Raw genomic sequence first — 17,002 nt, 5'->3', positions numbered from 1 at the left:
ACCACTATACGATCGAGTCGATATCCAACGGTTGCGGGTTCAACGGGCTGCTTTGAATGGGTGCAGGAATACTGGCGATTTGCGCCAATTCACGGTTTTCCCGGTGGCTGAACCAACGTTTCAGGCTGGGCTGCAACTGGCTGGATTGAGCGTGACTTCCATACACGTCACGCGCTTCCAGGCGGCGCCAACGCAAGGATTCCAGACGGCGACGGCTGGTGTGCAGGCGGTCAATTTCTGCGTTGAGTGCCTGGTTGTGTTCATGTCCACAGCCGCGCTGGTTCGCAGGGCGGCGACGCTCAAGTTCGCGGTTCTTGTTGCGCAACTGTCGAGTCATGGTTTCTAGCGCAAGGTCGAGTAACTCAAACTCTCTTGGCGTGACCAAAGGCCCCTGGCTATCCAGGGTTTGTTGCCAGCGACGCAAGGTGGCCCAGGCTGCCGGGATGTAGCTGGCGGTCATGAAATGCTGGTTCGCCTGGAACAGTTGTTTCAACAGGTTGTCGCGGCCCGGCATATCGCCATGCAGTTGCACCGCACGGTTACAGCCGGCCTCCAGGATGGATTCACAGCCGGGCGTCCATAACACCGAGGAGTGCGTACCGTCCGGCAGTTTGATCGGCATGAAGTGCTGTTGTTCGCCGTGATGCTGGTAAGGATTGCCCCCCACGCGTACCAGGCCTGCCGCAAACAGCAGGCCGCCTGCTGCGGGAGCACTGAAGAGCGTGACGGCGCCCGGGACCCACAGTTTGGTGGTGGTGTTCATCCACGTGGCGGGGACACTGGGGACCGGGTCGTTGTGGTTGACGATGCGATGGTGGATCAGGGATGAGGCACCGTCAGCGAATTCCGAATCGGCGGCGCGGGGCGCGCCATAGGTGTAGAGGAGGATGTTGTACTGCGACCCGGGAACTCGGCGCAGCCCTTCTGCCAGCAGCAAAGCGATGGCGCCTCCCAGGCTGTGGCCGCAAATCACAATACGCTGGCCGCTGTGGAACAGATCGAGGTAGTGCAAAACGAAATCTCGCATCGCTCGATAGGCTTGGTAAAAGCCTTCATGGGCGTTGCCAACACCTTCGGAAAATGGCACTTGGTGGGCATTTGCGTCTCGTAGTGCGTCGGCACCGCTGGCGGTACCTCGCACAGCGATCAGGACTATTTCATCATGGTGAGTGATGAAAGCTTGAGTGTCAGTACCGAACTTTTCATCATCGAAAAAATGTAAGCGCGCAGGATGCTCCTGCTCATGCTCCAATGCCGGACGATTCTGTGGGTATAGCTCCGGATCGAAGGGAAGGATTTCAAAACGCAGGGAGTAAGGAACCTCTTGATAAAGCGGATAAAAACGCTGGACTTGCTCGGGATCAACTCGCCAGGCGTCCTCAAATAGCGACAGTTTTTCAGCAAACAGATTTCCAACCGTTGGGTCCAGCGGGAAGGACACATGGTCAATAGGTTTCTTGGGCGGTTGCTGACCAAAATCGCAGTAACTCAAAGTAGACATCAGAGCCAATTGATACAGGTTCAACGCGCAGAAGCTGTCCTCAATAGACAGCATCGGACGCAGTGCTCGCAGCGGTCTGACTTCCAGTACAGAGTGCTGATTCGGGAATAACACCACCCCTGACAAGGCAGGTTGAGGTGGTCCAAATCCCAGGTCCGCCATCATTTTCAATGCATGGCGTTGGGGGCGATGAGTTCGAGGCGTCACCGGTGGAAGATGGGCGACATGGCGAACCAAATCCCGCACCTCAACCTGGTAAAACCTGTCTGCTTGCGACTGTGCCGGATTACCTTCGGTACGCCGGCCATCTTTAGTAGAAAACCTGGTCTGCTCGGCGCGAATTTGAAGTTCGGTGATAGGTAGCTCGTACGCAACGCGAGTCCGCAGTTGGTAATACGGTGCTTGCGCCCCGGAATACAGACCATCAAATTTGAGTACGACCGGACCGCAGTAAAAACCTTGTAGTCTTGCAAATCCCTCACCATTCAATCTGCCGTCGTACTGGCATCCTGTACTGTCGTAAAGGGTGTATGGAAGCCCGCCATAAGCCTTTCCACTGCCAGTTTCATCTACCAAAGAAAAACTCACCCAGTGCCCTTTCAATGCGCAAGCGGGCATCTTCCCACTGAAAAATGGTTGCTTCCATGCGTCCAGTTTCATGAACTCGCTCCTTATTCATTGCACGTTGGGTAGACATCACATATGCGCCCATCCGGCATTTGTATGGGTTTAAAGTCTGTAGTAAAGCCGCCACAAGCCCCCGTCAGGTCTTCGAAACTCGTTCCTCTGCAACGCTTCCACCCTCTCGGAACCGCTATCCATCTGTCTCTAAACGCAGGTAACTCTTGCTTGGTAACAGTCAGCACCAATCGGAGTTTCTTACCCTCGATCTGATCACGTTGAGCGCCACCGCCCGGCTTTGTTTTTTCTGGCAGCCCCATTGCATCCAACGAATGGCATTGCAAAATTTTCCTGATCGCATGCAATGGGCCCACCGTCCGAAAATGCCATCGACATTGCCCTTGCAACACCTGAACCCCAGATTCGGGCATGGTCGGAAAATCATCTGGCAGGCGATCTCGAATAGCGATACTCCCAAAATCCCTGCCGACGTCCGTGTCCCGCTTCCCCCACCTCCCATAAAACTCGAACTGAACGCTGTGCAGCACCGAAGGGCAACCTTCAATGGTTTCGCTTAACGGCAGCTCATAACTCACCCGGTTGGCCACCGGGCTGAACTCAGTAAAAAAGACCTTCCGCTCTGGTCGCTTGCCTCTACGTACTGGCAACGTGCAGGTCTCACCTGTAGCCGGGCGGTAATTAGCAGCAGTTTTAAGTTCAAAATCCGCCGGTAAATCCACCTCCAGCGTAAAGCGATCAACCGGCCCCACCGCACACCCCGACAGCCATCCCATTCCAAGCGCAACCCAAACGCTGTGTATCAACCTACTCATGCGTATCTCCCAACCTTCGCCACTGCTCCACCACCCGTTCAAAATGATCACCTGGCGCCTCGCCCACCATCGGCTGCCAGCGAATCACGCTGCTTTGCGTCGCCTCTTCCAACCTGTGCACGACCAAAAATTCGAGCTGCTGCGGCTCCCGCCATTGCCAGGCACGGGCTTGTTGCAGCACTTGGTCCAGCCAGACCCGGGGGTCTTGGAATTCAACCAGCGCGGCGAGGCTTTCGCTGTGCTCGGTCAGCAGGTAGCGCAGGATATTGGCGTGCAGGATGACTTCGGCCTGGGGGTTGGGCGTGTTCAACCAAGGTGCAGGTACAGGGATCGAATGCTCGCCGGGCGCCGGGTTTTCGCTCTGGCACCAATGGCCGTCGTGCCAATAGCACACACTGATCAGTGGGCCGAGGAACGCCGGCCAATGCTCGTTCGGCAGATGGACCAGAGCGCGGGCCAACGTACGGTTATCTTGAAAGCGATACAGGGTCTGGCTTCCAACCGCCCCTACTACCAGGCGGTCGCGCCAGTGTCGGACCACGCCAGACAGGTCATCGTCGGGCAGGCTGCCCAGCCAGCCCCAGTTCGCCTCTGGATACTGCAACAGGTCGACCAGCGCGGGCTCACCCACCTGCTCCAGCAGCAGAATAACGGGGCCTGCCGCTGCCAGCTCGGCCACGGCTGTTTCACCGTACAGGCTGCAATACTGCGACAGATTGCGGCCCGCCAAGAGCGATTGGCGTGCGTCGTGGTTACCGTCAAGGATCAAGCACAGTCGGCGCCCCGCTTGGTGCTGTTGGGCCATCCACTGGCCTGGCTCACTCGGCATCACGCGGCCCTCTGCGTGACAGTGCAACGGCCTTCGCGACATTGCTCACACACCGGGCAGAAGTCCGCGCCCAACTGTCGGGCCATGTCCAGAATGGCGCCCTGCGCCGCCGAGATATTCGGTACACCCGCTGCCCACAAAGGGTTCGCTGGCCTGGTCACGTGAGGCAAGCCACCGACGGTAATTGGCCTGCTGCTGAAAATGCCACCCGCCTGGATCAGCAGGTGCTCGCCCCCGGCCTTGAAACTCAGATGCGCACCCGCGTCGATGACCAGGCTGGCGCCTGCCTTGAGGTAGATTTGCTGCCCAGCCTCGATGACCATGGACTGACCAATATGTGTCTGGCTGTCACCCTGCACGTGTAAATGATCGCTCGCTTTGAGCTCGACCTTGCGATCACCCGTAATGGATCGATACTCCCCGTTTTCCAGTTGAACCGTGCTTAACCCCCGAATAATTTCACGGCGCTCTCCGGCCACTTCCAAGCGGCTGTCATGGCCCACCCGCTGCTCCAGATCGCGTTGGGCGCGCAGGTAGATGAGTTCCTCGCCGTGGCGGTCTTCAAGGTGCAACTCATTGGCACCCGCGCCGCCCTGGGAACTGCGGCTGCGCAACACACTGCGCGTCTTGTGTTGCGGCAAAGGATAAGCAGGCATGTGCAATGCATTGGGCAAGCAACCGTTGATCAACGGCTGATCGGGATCGCCCTCCAGGAAAGTCACCAATACCTCCATGCCCACGCGCGGAATCAGCATTGCGCCAAAGCCATCTCCCGCCCAACCGGATGCCACCCGCACCCAGCAACTGCTTTTGTCGTCGGTGTTGTCCAGGCGGTCCCAATGAAAACGCACTTTCACCCGGCCATAGGCGTCGCAATGCACCTCCTCGCCTGCCGGCCCCGTCACAGTGGCGGTTTGGCTGCCTTGGATGGTCGGCTTCGGGTGTTTGAGGGGCGGCCTGTGCGCTGCGCGCCAGGGTGTTGCGGTGAATCGGTTGCGATACCCCTGGAATGTGTCAGCCGCAAACACCGCTTCCTCCAGCACCTGCGGTTGATAGCCCTCATGGCGCACCGAGGTGAGCAACCACAAGTCGTTGCAGGCAGGATCGGGGTGTTCACACAGCTCAAGAAAATGGCCGCTGCTTAACGCCGGTTGATCGCTCTTGCCCAGTGCGCGATGACGGTCGCTTTGATGTCGCTCCAAGCCACGACGCGCCAATTGCCGGCCCCGCGCATGAGCAGTGAAACCGGCGGGATAACGATAGTCTTCGAGGGGTTGCGCCGATGCAGGGCCGGCCGTGTCTTGCAGGCGCAGCGACGGATGCTGGAAGTCGTGATCGCGAAGCATCATTTGCCGAGTGCGGGTTTCCAGGCACAGGTCGAAACGCCGGATCGCTCTCGCTTCGCCTGCCAGCTCGCCCGTCGAGCAAAAGCGCTGCGCAGCCAAGCGCCGAAACACAGTCTGGTCATCACCGAACACCAGCAGATGATTGTTCGGGCTGTGGCGAAAATGGTAATGAATGCCCTCCTCCTCACACAACCGCTGGATAAAGTGCAGATCGGTTTCCGCGTACTGCACGCAGAACGTGCGTGGCGGGTAGACCACAGGGCCGAGTTCGAAGGCATAGGCGTCGGCAAAGATGCCATGGTGCTCAAGGACCGCCGCAATGATCTGCGGCACGCTGCGTTGTTGGAAAATCCGCTGGTCGCGCCGATGGGCAAGACACGCCAGGCGGGGGGCCAGAGTGAGATGGTACCGGGTGAGTCGAACGCCCGGGTCATACCGGCCGACCGCGTAGACCTGCCCGTGCAGCCCGGCATCGGCTTCGCCGAAGTCCAGGTAGGCGGGCTGGTGGAGCAGTGCCTCCAGATCAAGGGAGGGATTTTCACTGACTAATTGCAGTTTAATGAAAAAGGGTTGATCAACGACTTCGCGGCCTTTGAACGCCAGCACCTGAAAGTCGTTATTTACTTCTGGAAGTATCAATTTGAAACATGAAAAAGCAAACGCATCAACCATCCGCAAGTTACCCATCATCAATGATTTGATTGAAAGGCTTTCTCCCTTCGGATGCTGATTTAACTGCCGGGAAAAAGCGCCTGAATGCGTTGAAGCTTAGCGATTCCAGGCGAAAAGCGGCCCTTAAAAGATAAAAAAGAAGTTTCGTACGGTGTAGCCGGAAGTGTCTTTTACAGAATAAGACAAAAGATTAGTTACCCTCCTCCAACAACGAGAACACTCCCACACTAACTCTACAAAATTACCTAACAGACAAGGAAACAGCTGACACTTATTAAAGATATCAGCTGCACTTCCAAATTCAGGTTTGCGGGCGTGCAGCCCCGAACAAACTGACGCTCAGCAGCGTTTCACCCTGACTCTGCAACCGTACCGGCGCCGTGCCACCCGGCATGACCACCGCCACGTCCCCTGCCTCGACCCAACCCGCCCGCCACGCTGCGCATGCCACCGCGCTGGCGCTGGTCCCGGAGGACGCGGTAGGCCCCTCACCCCGCTCAAACACGCGCGCGATAAGCTGATTGCCTGTAGACCGAGCGGCCCATTGCAGATTAACCCCGGCCAAACACGGTTGGCCGCGCCCGGCTGGTGGCGCAAAAGCAATCGCCTGCAGCGGCTCAAACAGTGAGGGGTGGAGCATCGACTGATTGTCAGGTAACGCCGAGGTTTGCTCGACGAGCGTGACGCAATGGGGATTACCGACACGGACAAACTGGCTTTGTGCCCAGTGCCGGTTGATCGCCGCCAGCGCGTCGACGTGACTGAATTCACGCGCGCCCATGGCAACCGAATCGATACCGCAAGCACCCACCGCTGCTGGCCCAAACTCCGGCTGTCCCAGGGCCAGCCAGAATCCTGCAAGCTGTTCGTAGACCGCAGGTTCCACATAGGTCGCAAGGGGTGACGCGGTATCCGCGTTGTCGTGATGCACCCGCAACTCACAGCCTTGAGTCATCAAGCCTTGATCAGTGAGCGACTGAGAAAAAATCGTCAGTCCATTACCACTGCGCTCGGCAAGTGAGCCGTCCGTATTGACGATCAGTACGTCAAACGGCGGCGCCGACTGGAAGGGCCCGACCAATAAACCATCGCAGCGGTGTGCCTTGGCATCCGCTGCACGCGGCAACGCGCCCCATCCACATTCGGACGCGATAGCCGACGAAGCCCAATCCTTGCGTGTGTTCGCGGCCAGGTCGGCGCGCTCGGGCACGTCAATGCCTCGGTTGCGCAAATAGCCCGGACTGACCACGCCATAGATATTGCCCCGTGCGTCGTAGAACAGGGTCATATCGCTACCTGACTGAAAATCTTCATCGGCTCATCCGTCCAATTGCATTCACATTTGGCGGCAGCGTATTACAGAACGGTCGTCCCGTGGGAAGTGAGCTGGAAGGTGGTAATCCAACGCAAGATAGCTGGGGTTCGTCCATTCTCGCGCAGATTACGCACCTTCCAGACCACCGCCTGAAGGCTCGATAGCCTTTGTGTGGTCGCGGCCCTTGAGTGCGTTCCAAGGCTATAAAAATAAATTCCCCGCCTGCGCGCCAATCCCCATCGCCAAGGGAACCCGGCTCGCTCGACAGGGCCTGATGTGCAAGGATGTCGCGCCGGACATCGTTCGTTGAACGCAAAACCAAGGATTTTTCATGACTGCCATCCCCACCCCAGCGCCCGTGGTTCCCGGGCGGCTGGAGCAAATGTCGACCCGTATTGCCTTTTTCATCGCCGGCTTCGGCATCGCGGCCTGGGCGCCGCTGGTGCCGTATGCCAAAGCGCGCGCAAATCTCAATGAGGGCACACTGGGCCTGTTGCTGTTGTGCCTGGGGGTTGGGTCGATTATCGCCATGCCCGTCGCGGGCGCCCTGGCCTCACGCTATGGCTGCCGACGCGTACTGACGGCCGGCACCCTCATGATCTGCCTCGCGCTGCCAATGCTCGCCACAGTCAGTTCGATTCCATTGCTGATGGCCGCGCTGTTCCTGTTTGGCGCAGGCCTGGGCAGCGTGGATTCGACGGTCAACCTGCAAGCGGTAATCGTTGAGCGCGCCAGTGGCAAAACCATGATGTCGGGCTTCCACGGTTTATTCAGCCTGGGCGGCATTGTCGGCGCGGCGGGAGTGGCCGGGTTGCTGGGGCTGGGCCTGTCGCCGCTGCAGGCAACACTGGTGGTGATCGTCATCATGGCGGCGGCACTGCTCAAAGCCGGACCGCACCTGTTGCCCTACGGCAGTGAAAGCTCGGGCCCGGCGTTTGCTGTACCGCACGGTGTGGTGCTGTTTATCGGCTGCCTGTGTTTCATCGTATTTCTGGCCGAAGGTGCGGTGCTGGATTGGAGCGCAGTGTTCCTCAGCGCCGAGCGTGGCCTCGATGAAGCCTATGCCGGCCTGGGTTATGCGGCGTTCGCCTTGACCATGACTGCGGGGCGCCTGACTGGTGATGCCATCGTTCGACGACTGGGCGCCACCCGGGTGATCGTGATTGGCGGCACGCTGGCCACCGCCGGCATGTTGCTCGCTACGTTATTCCCGGCCTGGGAAACTGCATTGCTGGGGTATGCGTTGGTAGGTGCCGGTTGTTCAAATATCGTGCCGGTGCTGTACACCGCCGTCGGTAAACAGAAGGTCATGCCGGAACATATCGCGGTGCCGGCCATCACCACCCTGGGGTATGCCGGCATTCTCGCCGGCCCTGCAGTCATCGGCTTTATCGCTCACGGCAGCAGCTTGAGCACCGCCTTTGTGCTGATTGCAATGCTGCTGGCCGGCGTGGCTATCAGCGGCAAGATTCTCAAGGTGTAAACCGCTCACCGCACAAGGCCAGGGTGTTACCTGGCTTTGTGTGTCGCGTACTGTTCCAGCCAGCGCTCCAGGCTTTTGTTGCAAAGCCATCCCTCGTGCCTGGGGCGACCAAACATACGCGTGTTATTGGCGCGCTCCAATGAGCGTAGTAAACCCGGGCGCTCAATGATGTTTTTTGCCGTGTACACGCAGTGTTCGCTGTACTTCTTCCTGGGTAACCCAGTGGCGGCCTCCAGAATGGGCATGCCCCGTGAATCGGTGTCGTCGGGGTCATTCATCACGGTTTCAAGCAGTGCAATGTCCAAATATTCAACGGTTTCAAAAAACACCGTGCGGTCTTTGGACGTGTCCCTCAATGGTTTGAAATAGCCTTGTAAAGCCTGCACGACCTCGGTGTTGCCCTGGCCATGAAAAGGGTCCTGGCTGAAGGCGCTGGAGGAGCTGTTGCCCCGTAATGCGGCGGCGGCGGCGTTCAAGCTGTCGCGGGTGATATACCCCGTGCAATCGATGATCGCGTCGTTCAGCGACGGGCGATTGAGAATTTCCCTGATCACCAGAATCATACGGTCCCGCACATTACTCTCCCGTCAACGCTTGCGCTGCGATCTGGCGCAGCGACGACTGCGTCAAGCGACCTTCTTTCAAGAACGCATGCAGGTCGCCAAAGTGTCTCTCCAACTCGCCCGCCAATTGGCTATCCGTCGAGGTCGGACCGGGAGGTGTGGTGTTCGCGCGAGCAGTGGGTGCATTCTGCAGCGTCTGGTGGCGCAGCGAAGACAGGCCTGCGCGCAACAACGCAGGCCGTCGTACCGGCACATCCGGCGTTGCGTATTGCGCGTCGCAAGGTGGATGAAAAACGGGTGGCGGCGAAACCCAACGGGCCTCTGGCCCGCCCATCGTCGTTGGCTGCCCGCACGGTATTGCACCATCAATCTTCATACGTCATCTCCCACCTGTTGCAGATCTGTACTTGCCTGAAAGTCACCATCAAGGTGCCCCCAATCATCGAATTGATGCCTGGGCAGCAAGCAGCGGATATGTGGTTAGTGGCGTGCAATAGTTCCGGTCAACGGGCGAATACCCATAACAGCATGTAAAAAGACCCTGAGACGCCGGTTAAAGCTGGCCTTTGCCCACGCCACCAGGCGGCGAGGCCATTGGTCAGCGCGGCCCACATGCAATGGGCTTGCCTCAACCCCTTGGCATCCGGCTGGCTTGCATGCCCCGGCGCAAGCAGGCCACGGATAAAATCATCGGCGACTGGGGCCTGGAATTTGCGCTGGCCCACAAAGGCTTTCACTCGCAGCGCTTCGGTGGCGTGCACCTTGCGCAGCGCTGCTGATGCCCCGTCCACGTTTACCGATGTTGAGCGAGCAAGGATATGCCGGCAGTGGAAGGCGCCACGGCCAGCGGATTGGCCGGATTGAAACAAAGTTGAAGTCATGTCTGGGCCCTGGCTCAGCGTCTGAAAAGCGACCAGTACGATCAAATCCTCTGGTTATAGGCTGTGTGGCAAACGCGCGAAAACAGTTCCTGCGCAGGCCGTACGCAAGTGGGTAGCCGCTGGGTAAACAGGCAAAAAAATCGCAGCCCGTGAGCTGCGATGTTTCATTTCAACGGCCGGTCAGAACCCGACGCTTGCCTGTACGAAGAACGTACGCGGCTCGCCAAGGTACAAGCCGGAATTGTTGTCACTGGAGCGTGTGTAGTGCTGCTGGTCGAAGACGTTTTTCACACCCACACCCAGTTTAAGGTTCGACAGTTGCGCACCGAAGTCATACCCGCTGCGCACGTTAACCGACACATAACCCGCGATATCCCCGTATTGGCCATCGGCGGTGCCTTGGGTAATGTAAGTGGTGCCGGTGCCGGGCGCGCGCTGGCCGGACTGGGCATAGACGTCCAGGTTATGGGTCCAGTGGTTGATGTCGTAACGCAGGCCCAGTGTCGCCACTTCACGAGAGTACAGCGGCAGGTCGCGGCCCTTGAACGGTACATCGCCTTCGGAGGTGGCCTTGGTGTAGGTGAAACCGGCGCTGGCGGTCAGGCCGTCGAGGCGTGGGTCCAGGTGCGACAGGTCATAGTGGGCCGAGGTTTCGATACCCTGGTGTTTGGTGGCACCCAGATTGGTCCAGCCCACGTCATTGCTGACGTATTGCAACTCATCCGAGAAGTCGATGTAGAACAGCGTCACTTCGCCGCCCCAGACGCTGTCGTTGTAGCGCGTACCGATTTCGTAGGTCTTGGCTTTTTCCGGGTTCAGGCCGTTGGCGGTCTGGTCACCGTTACCGCCCTGCCCGAGTTGGAAGTACTGCAGGCTACCGAAGGACGTTTCGTAGTTGGCGAACAGTTTCCAGGCGTCGGAGACGTGGTACATCACGCTCAGGGCCGGCAGCGGCTCGTTGTTGCTGACCTCGCGATTTTTCTCCTGGGTGCGCACACCGTTCAAGGCGACTACCGGGCGGTCGTGCCAAGTGGTCTTGATGTCTTCGAAGCGAATGCCCGGGGTAATGGTCCACTTGCCGATATCGATTTTGTTATCGATATAGAAGGCGTTGGCCTCGGTGCCGCCGGTGCGGTCCTGGTAGACGTGCCCGTCGTTCTGGCCGCCCGGCGTCGGTACGTTGTTGACCAGGTTGAGGCTGCTGGCCTGCTCGTGCATGCCTTCCTTGAGGTAGCGATAACCCAGACTGACTTCCTGGGTGCTCGGCCCCACGTCGAACACGTGGGACACCCGTGGTTCGATGCCGAAGGTGTAGTAGGTGCGCGGGTAGGAGCTGATGGTCTTCAGGTCGCGGTTGGCGATGTTGCTGCCGCGGAAACTGTCGGAGTAGTAAGTCAGCACTTCGGCCTGGGTACGGTCGTCGATCTGACGGATGTACTTGAAGGACACGTCCTTGCGCCGGCCGCTGAAGCTGTCCCAGTCACGCACCGACTGGTACGGGTTGGCGCGGAACTGCTGCTGGGTCAGGCCACCGGGCATATCGGCGCTGGCATCGTAGTAGTGGAAGTTCAGCGAGAAATCGTCTTGATCGGTCGGTGCCCAGTGGGTCTTGAAGATCACATCGTCGATGTCGTTGCTGTTGTTACTGCTGCGATAGCCATCACCCTTGACCCCGGAATACAGCAGCGCTGCGCCGATACCGTTGTCCGCGGTGCCGCCGACGAAGGCGTTTTCAATGTGTTTCCAACCGCCGTGGGCCGAGGTTTCCAGGGTGGTGCCGACGTCGCCGGAGAATTTTTCCGGGATGGCGCGGGTCACGAAGTTGATCACACCACCGACGTTCTGTGGCCCATAACGCACGGAGCCGGCCCCGCGCACCACGTCGATGCTGTCCAGATTGCCGGCGGAAATCGGTGCCATCGACAGTTGTGGCTGGCCATACGGGGCGAACGCCGCCGGCACGCCATCGATCAGTACGGTGGAGCGTGGCGACAGGCGCGAAGTCAGGCCGCGAACGCCTACGTTCAGGGAAATGTCGCTGCCGCCGGTGCCGTTGGCTTCCTGCACCTGTACGCCAGGCACACGGCGCAATACGTCACCGACGTTCATCGCGCCCTGCTCCACCATTGCTTCGCGGCGGATGACCGTCCGCGCGCCAGGGTGGTTCTGCACCACTTCGGCATTGGCGTCGCCCAGCCAGTCGCCGACCACCTTGATGTCGGTGACGCCCAACTCCAGCGGCGAGCCGGCTTCGCCGGTGCCGTTGCTCTGCGGGCGCAGGGTCACGGAGCCCGCGTCCATCTGATAATCCAGGCCGCTGCCGTGCAGCAATTGGCCCAGTGCTTGTTCGGGCGAGACATTGCCATCTACCGCAGGGGCTTGTTTGCCCGCAACCATCTCAGGGCTGAAAAACACTTGCAGGGACGTTTGCTGGCCCAACTGGCTCAAGGCTGCGCCCAACGGCTGGGCCCGAATATGGATGCCATCGGCAGCGTAGGCTGCAGGCAACGCGGCGCTGACAGCCAGTGCCAGGGCGAGTGGAGCCCAGCAGGCGATTTTAGTGTTGCTCACTTTATTGTTGTACACGGCGAGTTTTTTCACGTCGAACCTAGTCCTGTGATCGCAAGAGTGCGCGACTGTTAATGCAAACCAGTTGCAGTTGCAGAAGAAGACGTAGAACTCGAAAAAAACCTGAATCTCAGCGTGAAATAATTTCCTGACTGCCATCCGGCAAGGCGCGCACCGCGACCGGCAGGATGTGCGGCAAGGCTTTGAGCAAGGCGTCGGTGTCGCTGGACTTGAACACGCTGGTCAGGCGCAGGTTGCTGACCGCAGCGGTATTGACCCGCAACGGTTGCTCGCGGTAGCGCGATACCTCCCGCACCACTTCGCCGAGGGTGGCGTTGTTGAACACCAACTTGCCGGTGCGCCAGGCCGTCAGCTCATCGGCATTCACCGCATACGCCGCTGCAACTTGCCCTCGAGGATCAACATGCGTGCCCCGCCCCGCCGTAAGCGTGACGATTTGATCCGACGAGCGCCCCTGTACCTTGACCGTGCCGGCCTCGACCACCACGCGGGTCTGGTCGTCATCGCGGCGCACATCAAAACGCGTGCCGGTGACCGTCACCTGCCCGGCCCCGGCAGCGACAATAAAGGGACGGCGGGTGTCATGTTCGACGCTGAACATGGCTTCGCCCTGTTTCAGTTCGACACCGCGCCGGCCCTTTTCGTAGTGCACCGCGACGACGCTGCGGCTGTTGAGGTCCATCATCGAACCGTCGGGCAAGGCCACCTGGCGATGCTCGCCCAGGCGAGTGCTGAACTCGGCGCTGTAGGGTTTGGTGTGATCAAGCGCGCTGAATAGTCCCAACCCCAAGGCAGCGGCGACCACGCTGGCGGCGATACCATAACGCAAGATTGCCCGGCGCTCGGGGCGCTCGACCGGCTCATCGCACAGGGCCTGCAAACGGGCCTTGGGCAACAGGTCGGTGGCGCTCCACACGCCTTGCAGCAGGTCAAATTCGTATTGGTGCTCCGGGCATTCATTGCGCCAGGCGTCGAAACGTTGGCGCTCTTCGACGCTCAACTCGGCGTCTTGCAGGCGTACAAACCATTGCGCGGCTTCGTCGCGAGAACGGTTATCCATCATGGAAGATCCTGTTTCAAGGCGGGTCATGGGGCCATCGCATCCAGGCGGTCACGCAGATGCCGCAGGGTGCGGATCATATACTTTTCCACCATGTTTTTTGAAAGCCCCAGGCGTACGGCGATTTCCTGCTGGGTGAGACCCTCGATCTTCTGCCAGATGAAAATCCTGCGGCAGTTGACGGGCAACTCGGCCAAGGCCCGCTCGATGGAGTCCGCCAACTGGATCGCGTGCATGAAATGCTCCGGGTCGCCGCTGTGAGGCGAACGCTGATCAAAGGTTTCCAGCGCCAGCGCTTCACGGCGGTCTTCGCGGCGGTAAGCGTCTACGGCGATATTGCGCGCTGTTTGATGCAGATAAGCGCGCGGTTGCTCAACCTCGGTCGAACGCGACTCGAGCACCCGCACGAAAGTGTCGTGGGCCAGATCTTCGGCCTGCTGACGGTTTTTCAGGCGACGTGTCCAGGTTCCGATCAACTCTTCGTAATGCTCGAAAAAGCCTGTTCTGCGGGGCGGCTGAGGAATCATCGCGAGAGCACTGGGGAGGCGGGGCGTGAATAGTAATGCTTCCTATTAAGTGGGGCAATTGATTCCCGGCGTGCAGGTGCCGGGTGAACTTGTGCCCCGTCGCGTCAGTCAGCAGAAAGGACTCTCATAAAACGGTGGGTGGGCGATGCAGATTTCATTGCAACAACAAGTGGCCCTGGTCACCGGCGCCAGTTCCGGCATTGGTGCTGGCGCCGCCAAGGCCCTGGCTGAAGCCGGGGCGGCCGTGGTGCTCAATTACAATTCCCAGGCGGCACCCGCCGAAGCCCTCGCCGCTCAGATCAACGCCGACGGCGGCCGAGCGGTGGCCATCGGTGGTGATGTGTCAAAAGAGGCCGACGTGGAACGCCTGTTCGCCCAGACCCTCGACGCCTTCGGCCACCTGGACATTCTGGTCGCCAACTCCGGTTTGCAAAAAGACGCCAACCTGGTGGACATGACCCTCGACGACTGGAACACCGTGATCGGCGTGAACCTCACCGGCCAGTTCCTGTGCGCCCGCGCCGCCGTGCGTATCTTCAATCGCCAAGGCGTGCGCGAAGGCGTGTCGCGAGCGGCCGGCAAAATCATTCACATGAGTTCGGTGCATCAAATCATCCCGTGGGCCGGGCACGTGAATTACGCGGCCTCAAAAGGCGGGGTCGAGATGCTGATGCGTACCCTTGCCCAGGAAGTCAGCGAGCAGCGCATACGGATCAATGGCATTGCACCGGGTGCGATTCGTACGGCGATCAACCGTGCGGCCACGGAAGGCGCGGCGCAAAAGGAGTTATTGAAGCTGATTCCTTATGGCCGGGTCGGCGACGTGGAGGACGTGGCCAATGCGGTGGTCTGGCTGGCGAGTGACGCCTCCGATTACGTGGTCGGCAGCACCCTGTTCATCGATGGCGGCATGAGCCTTTATCCGGAGTTTCGTGGCAATGGTTGATTTCAAGAACGAACCCCAAAGCGCCATTGATGCCCACGGCATCATCGGTGATATGCGCAGTGCAGCGCTGGTCAATGACACCGGCAGTATCGACTTTTTCTGCTGGCCGGAATTTGACAGCCCGTCGATCTTTTGCTCGCTGCTGGACACACCTGAGGCCGGGGCTTTCCAGCTCACTCCCGACCTGCCCAACGCCCGCCGCGAGCAAATCTACCTGCCCGACACCAACGTGCTGCAAACCCGGTGGCTGAGCGATGAGGCGGTGGTGGAAATCACCGACCTGCTGGCGGTCACCGAAGAAATCGACGACCTGCCGCTGTTGATCCGCCGGGTGCGCGTTGTCAGCGGCAAGGCCACGATCCACCTGCGCTGCGCCGTGCGTCATGACTATGCCCGCTCGGCAACGCACGCCGCGGCCGACAAGGGCGGCGTGCTGTTCACTGCCGACGGCCAGCCTGGCCTGCGCCTGGTCGGCAGCCACCCGTTAAGCCTCGACGATCATTCGGCAGTCGCCAGCTTTACCCTGACCCAGGAAGAAGGCGCCGAATTTGTATTGGGCGGCGAGGACGATCCGCGCGTGACCAACCACTGTACCGACCTGTACCTGGAGCGAACCTTGAAGTTCTGGCGCGGCTGGATCGCGCAGTCGAATTACCGCGGGCGCTGGCGCGAAATGGTCAATCGCTCGGCGCTGGCCCTCAAGCTGCTGACCTCACGCAAACACGGCGCCATCATCGCCGCCGCCACCTTCGGCCTGCCGGAAACACCCGGCGGCGAACGCAACTGGGACTACCGCTACACGTGGATCCGCGACGCCTCGTTTACCGTCTACGCGTTCATGCGCCTGGGCTTTATCGAGGAAGCCAACAGCTACATGCGCTGGCTCAAAGGCCGGGTCAGTGACTGCTGCGGCCAGCCGACCAAAATCAACATCCTCTATGGCATTGACGGTCGCCAGGAACTGCCGGAAACCGAGCTGGACCACTTCAGCGGGCATGGCGGCGCCAAGCCTGTGCGCGTCGGCAATGAGGCCTTCGACCAGATCCAGCTGGATATCTACGGCGAGCTGATGGACGCGGTGTACCTGGTTAACAAATACGGTGAAGCCATCTCCCACGAAGGCTGGAAACACACGGTGGAAGTCGCCGACCAGGTTTGCGAAATCTGGAATCAGAAGGACGTCGGCATCTGGGAAATGCGCGGCGAGCAGCATCACTTCCTGCACTCACGCCTGATGTGCTGGGTGGCGCTGGACCGCGCAATCCGCCTGGCCTCCAAGCGCTCGCTGCCCGCCCCGTTCGCACGCTGGGACCAGACACGGCAGGCGATTTATGCCGATATCTGGAGCAACTTCTGGAATGAAGAGCGCGGGCACTTCGTGCAACATATCGGCAGCACCGCCCTCGATGGCTCGATGTTGCTGATGCCGCTGGTGCGCTTCGTCGCGGCCACTGACCCACGCTGGCTGTCGACACTGGAGGCGATCCAGAAAAGCCTGGTGCGCGACGGCATGGTTTATCGCTACCGCAACGACGACAGCCAGATTGACGGCTTGCAAGGCACCGAAGGCGCGTTCGCCGCCTGCTCGTTCTGGTACGTCGAGTGCCTGGCGCGGGCCGGTCAAGTCGAAAAAGCCCACCTGGAATTCGAACAACTGCTGCGCTACGCCAACCCCCTGGGTTTGTACGCCGAGGAGTTCGACAGCCAGGCCCGGCATCTGGGCAATACACCCCAGGCGCTGAGCCACTTGGCGCTGATCAGCGCAGCGACCTTTCTGGACCGCAAACTCAGCGGGGAGAAGACCGTCTGGCAACCCTGACCGGGACGCCACCAGGG

14 protein-coding genes are annotated in these 17,002 nt (G+C 59.8%); 3 read left to right on the top strand and 11 right to left on the bottom strand.

Annotation, left to right across the window (positions count from 1 at the left end; genetic code table 11):
• Positions 1 to 4: 4 nt before the first annotated feature.
• The 5 genes from A7J50_RS10585 to A7J50_RS10565 all read right to left on the bottom strand — a co-directional run bounded on the left by A7J50_RS10585 (position 5) and on the right by A7J50_RS10565 (position 7,090).
• Entirely contained in the window at positions 5 to 2,161 is a 2,157-nt protein-coding gene (locus A7J50_RS10585; protein WP_064451740.1) for a lipase family protein, read from the bottom strand.
• 11 nt (positions 2,162 to 2,172) lie between these two features.
• Entirely contained in the window at positions 2,173 to 2,955 is a 783-nt protein-coding gene (locus A7J50_RS10580; RefSeq protein WP_064451739.1) for a hypothetical protein, read from the bottom strand.
• Positions 2,948 to 3,784: a DUF4123 domain-containing protein gene (locus tag A7J50_RS10575; protein ID WP_064451738.1), complete on the bottom strand. Its 837-nt coding sequence runs from the start codon at positions 3,782 to 3,784 to the stop codon at positions 2,948 to 2,950. The genes A7J50_RS10580 and A7J50_RS10575 overlap by 8 nt, the downstream gene beginning before the upstream one ends.
• Entirely contained in the window at positions 3,784 to 5,802 is a 2,019-nt protein-coding gene (gene tssI / locus A7J50_RS10570) for a type VI secretion system tip protein TssI/VgrG (protein ID WP_064454899.1), read from the bottom strand. The genes A7J50_RS10575 and tssI overlap by 1 nt, the downstream gene beginning before the upstream one ends.
• 301 nt (positions 5,803 to 6,103) lie before the next feature.
• The gene (locus A7J50_RS10565; RefSeq protein ID WP_064451737.1) at positions 6,104 to 7,090 is read right to left on the bottom strand and encodes a diaminopimelate epimerase; all 987 of its coding nucleotides are present in this window, start codon (positions 7,088 to 7,090) and stop codon (positions 6,104 to 6,106) included.
• A gap of 358 nt (positions 7,091 to 7,448) precedes the next feature.
• On the opposite strand from A7J50_RS10565, the gene A7J50_RS10560 reads away from it, so the two are divergent.
• Positions 7,449 to 8,600 carry an MFS transporter gene (locus tag A7J50_RS10560; protein WP_064451736.1) on the top strand — a complete coding sequence of 384 codons (1,152 nt, stop codon included), beginning with the start codon at positions 7,449 to 7,451 and terminating at the stop codon, positions 8,598 to 8,600.
• Between the two features lie 26 nt (positions 8,601 to 8,626).
• Here A7J50_RS10560 and A7J50_RS10555 read toward each other — a convergent pair whose 3' ends face one another.
• From A7J50_RS10555 to A7J50_RS10540, 6 genes are all read right to left on the bottom strand, one after another.
• Complete coding sequence (locus A7J50_RS10555) at positions 8,627 to 9,175, bottom strand: hypothetical protein (RefSeq protein ID WP_064451735.1); 549 nt, start codon at positions 9,173 to 9,175, stop codon at positions 8,627 to 8,629.
• A 1-nt stretch (position 9,176) separates the two neighbouring features.
• Positions 9,177 to 9,539, bottom strand: a complete 363-nt coding sequence (locus A7J50_RS31370) for a hypothetical protein (protein ID WP_156526268.1) — start codon at positions 9,537 to 9,539, stop codon at positions 9,177 to 9,179.
• 127 nt (positions 9,540 to 9,666) lie between these two features.
• Entirely contained in the window at positions 9,667 to 10,044 is a 378-nt protein-coding gene (locus A7J50_RS31900) for a hypothetical protein (protein WP_237140896.1), read from the bottom strand.
• A gap of 180 nt (positions 10,045 to 10,224) precedes the next feature.
• A complete protein-coding gene (locus A7J50_RS10550; RefSeq protein WP_082895857.1) occupies positions 10,225 to 12,645 on the bottom strand; it encodes a TonB-dependent siderophore receptor in 2,421 nt (806 codons plus the stop codon).
• Between the two features lie 97 nt (positions 12,646 to 12,742).
• Positions 12,743 to 13,696, bottom strand: coding sequence for a FecR family protein (locus A7J50_RS10545; protein ID WP_064451734.1), 954 nt, complete (start codon positions 13,694 to 13,696; stop codon positions 12,743 to 12,745).
• A gap of 23 nt (positions 13,697 to 13,719) precedes the next feature.
• On the bottom strand, positions 13,720 to 14,220 hold the full coding sequence (locus A7J50_RS10540) for a sigma-70 family RNA polymerase sigma factor (protein WP_064451733.1): 501 nt from the start codon (positions 14,218 to 14,220) through the stop codon (positions 13,720 to 13,722).
• A 145-nt stretch (positions 14,221 to 14,365) separates the two neighbouring features.
• Between A7J50_RS10540 and A7J50_RS10535 the strand changes: the two genes are divergently transcribed.
• Together A7J50_RS10535 and A7J50_RS10530 are read left to right on the top strand one after the other, a co-directional pair.
• A complete protein-coding gene (locus A7J50_RS10535) occupies positions 14,366 to 15,166 on the top strand; it encodes a glucose 1-dehydrogenase (protein ID WP_064451732.1) in 801 nt (266 codons plus the stop codon).
• The gene (locus A7J50_RS10530) at positions 15,159 to 16,985 is read left to right on the top strand and encodes a glycoside hydrolase family 15 protein (protein ID WP_064451731.1); all 1,827 of its coding nucleotides are present in this window, start codon (positions 15,159 to 15,161) and stop codon (positions 16,983 to 16,985) included. The genes A7J50_RS10535 and A7J50_RS10530 overlap by 8 nt, the downstream gene beginning before the upstream one ends.
• Positions 16,986 to 17,002: the final 17 nt, after the last annotated feature.

Source organism: Pseudomonas antarctica (assembly GCF_001647715.1).
GTDB lineage: Bacteria > Pseudomonadota > Gammaproteobacteria > Pseudomonadales > Pseudomonadaceae > Aquipseudomonas > Aquipseudomonas antarctica_A.
Note: the sequence above shows the minus strand (reverse complement) of the source record. Positions and strands in the feature narration are given on the sequence as shown.

Excerpts from the sequence above, each read along its gene's own strand:
- A7J50_RS10585 (WP_064451740.1), bottom strand. The coding sequence starts at position 2,161 with ATGAAACTGGACGCATGGAAGCAACCATTTTTCAGTGGGAAGATGCCC.
- A7J50_RS10580 (WP_064451739.1), bottom strand. The coding sequence starts at position 2,955 with ATGAGTAGGTTGATACACAGCGTTTGGGTTGCGCTTGGAATGGGATGG.
- A7J50_RS10575 (WP_064451738.1), bottom strand. The coding sequence starts at position 3,784 with ATGCCGAGTGAGCCAGGCCAGTGGATGGCCCAACAGCACCAAGCGGGG.
- tssI (WP_064454899.1), bottom strand. The coding sequence starts at position 5,802 with ATGGTTGATGCGTTTGCTTTTTCATGTTTCAAATTGATACTTCCAGAA.
- A7J50_RS10565 (WP_064451737.1), bottom strand. The coding sequence starts at position 7,090 with ATGACCCTGTTCTACGACGCACGGGGCAATATCTATGGCGTGGTCAGT.
- A7J50_RS10560 (WP_064451736.1), top strand. The coding sequence starts at position 7,449 with ATGACTGCCATCCCCACCCCAGCGCCCGTGGTTCCCGGGCGGCTGGAG.
- A7J50_RS31370 (WP_156526268.1), bottom strand. The coding sequence starts at position 9,539 with ATGAAGATTGATGGTGCAATACCGTGCGGGCAGCCAACGACGATGGGC.
- A7J50_RS31900 (WP_237140896.1), bottom strand. The coding sequence starts at position 10,044 with ATGACTTCAACTTTGTTTCAATCCGGCCAATCCGCTGGCCGTGGCGCC.
- A7J50_RS10545 (WP_064451734.1), bottom strand. The coding sequence starts at position 13,696 with ATGATGGATAACCGTTCTCGCGACGAAGCCGCGCAATGGTTTGTACGC.
- A7J50_RS10540 (WP_064451733.1), bottom strand. The coding sequence starts at position 14,220 with ATGATTCCTCAGCCGCCCCGCAGAACAGGCTTTTTCGAGCATTACGAA.
- A7J50_RS10535 (WP_064451732.1), top strand. The coding sequence starts at position 14,366 with ATGCAGATTTCATTGCAACAACAAGTGGCCCTGGTCACCGGCGCCAGT.
- A7J50_RS10530 (WP_064451731.1), top strand. The coding sequence starts at position 15,159 with ATGGTTGATTTCAAGAACGAACCCCAAAGCGCCATTGATGCCCACGGC.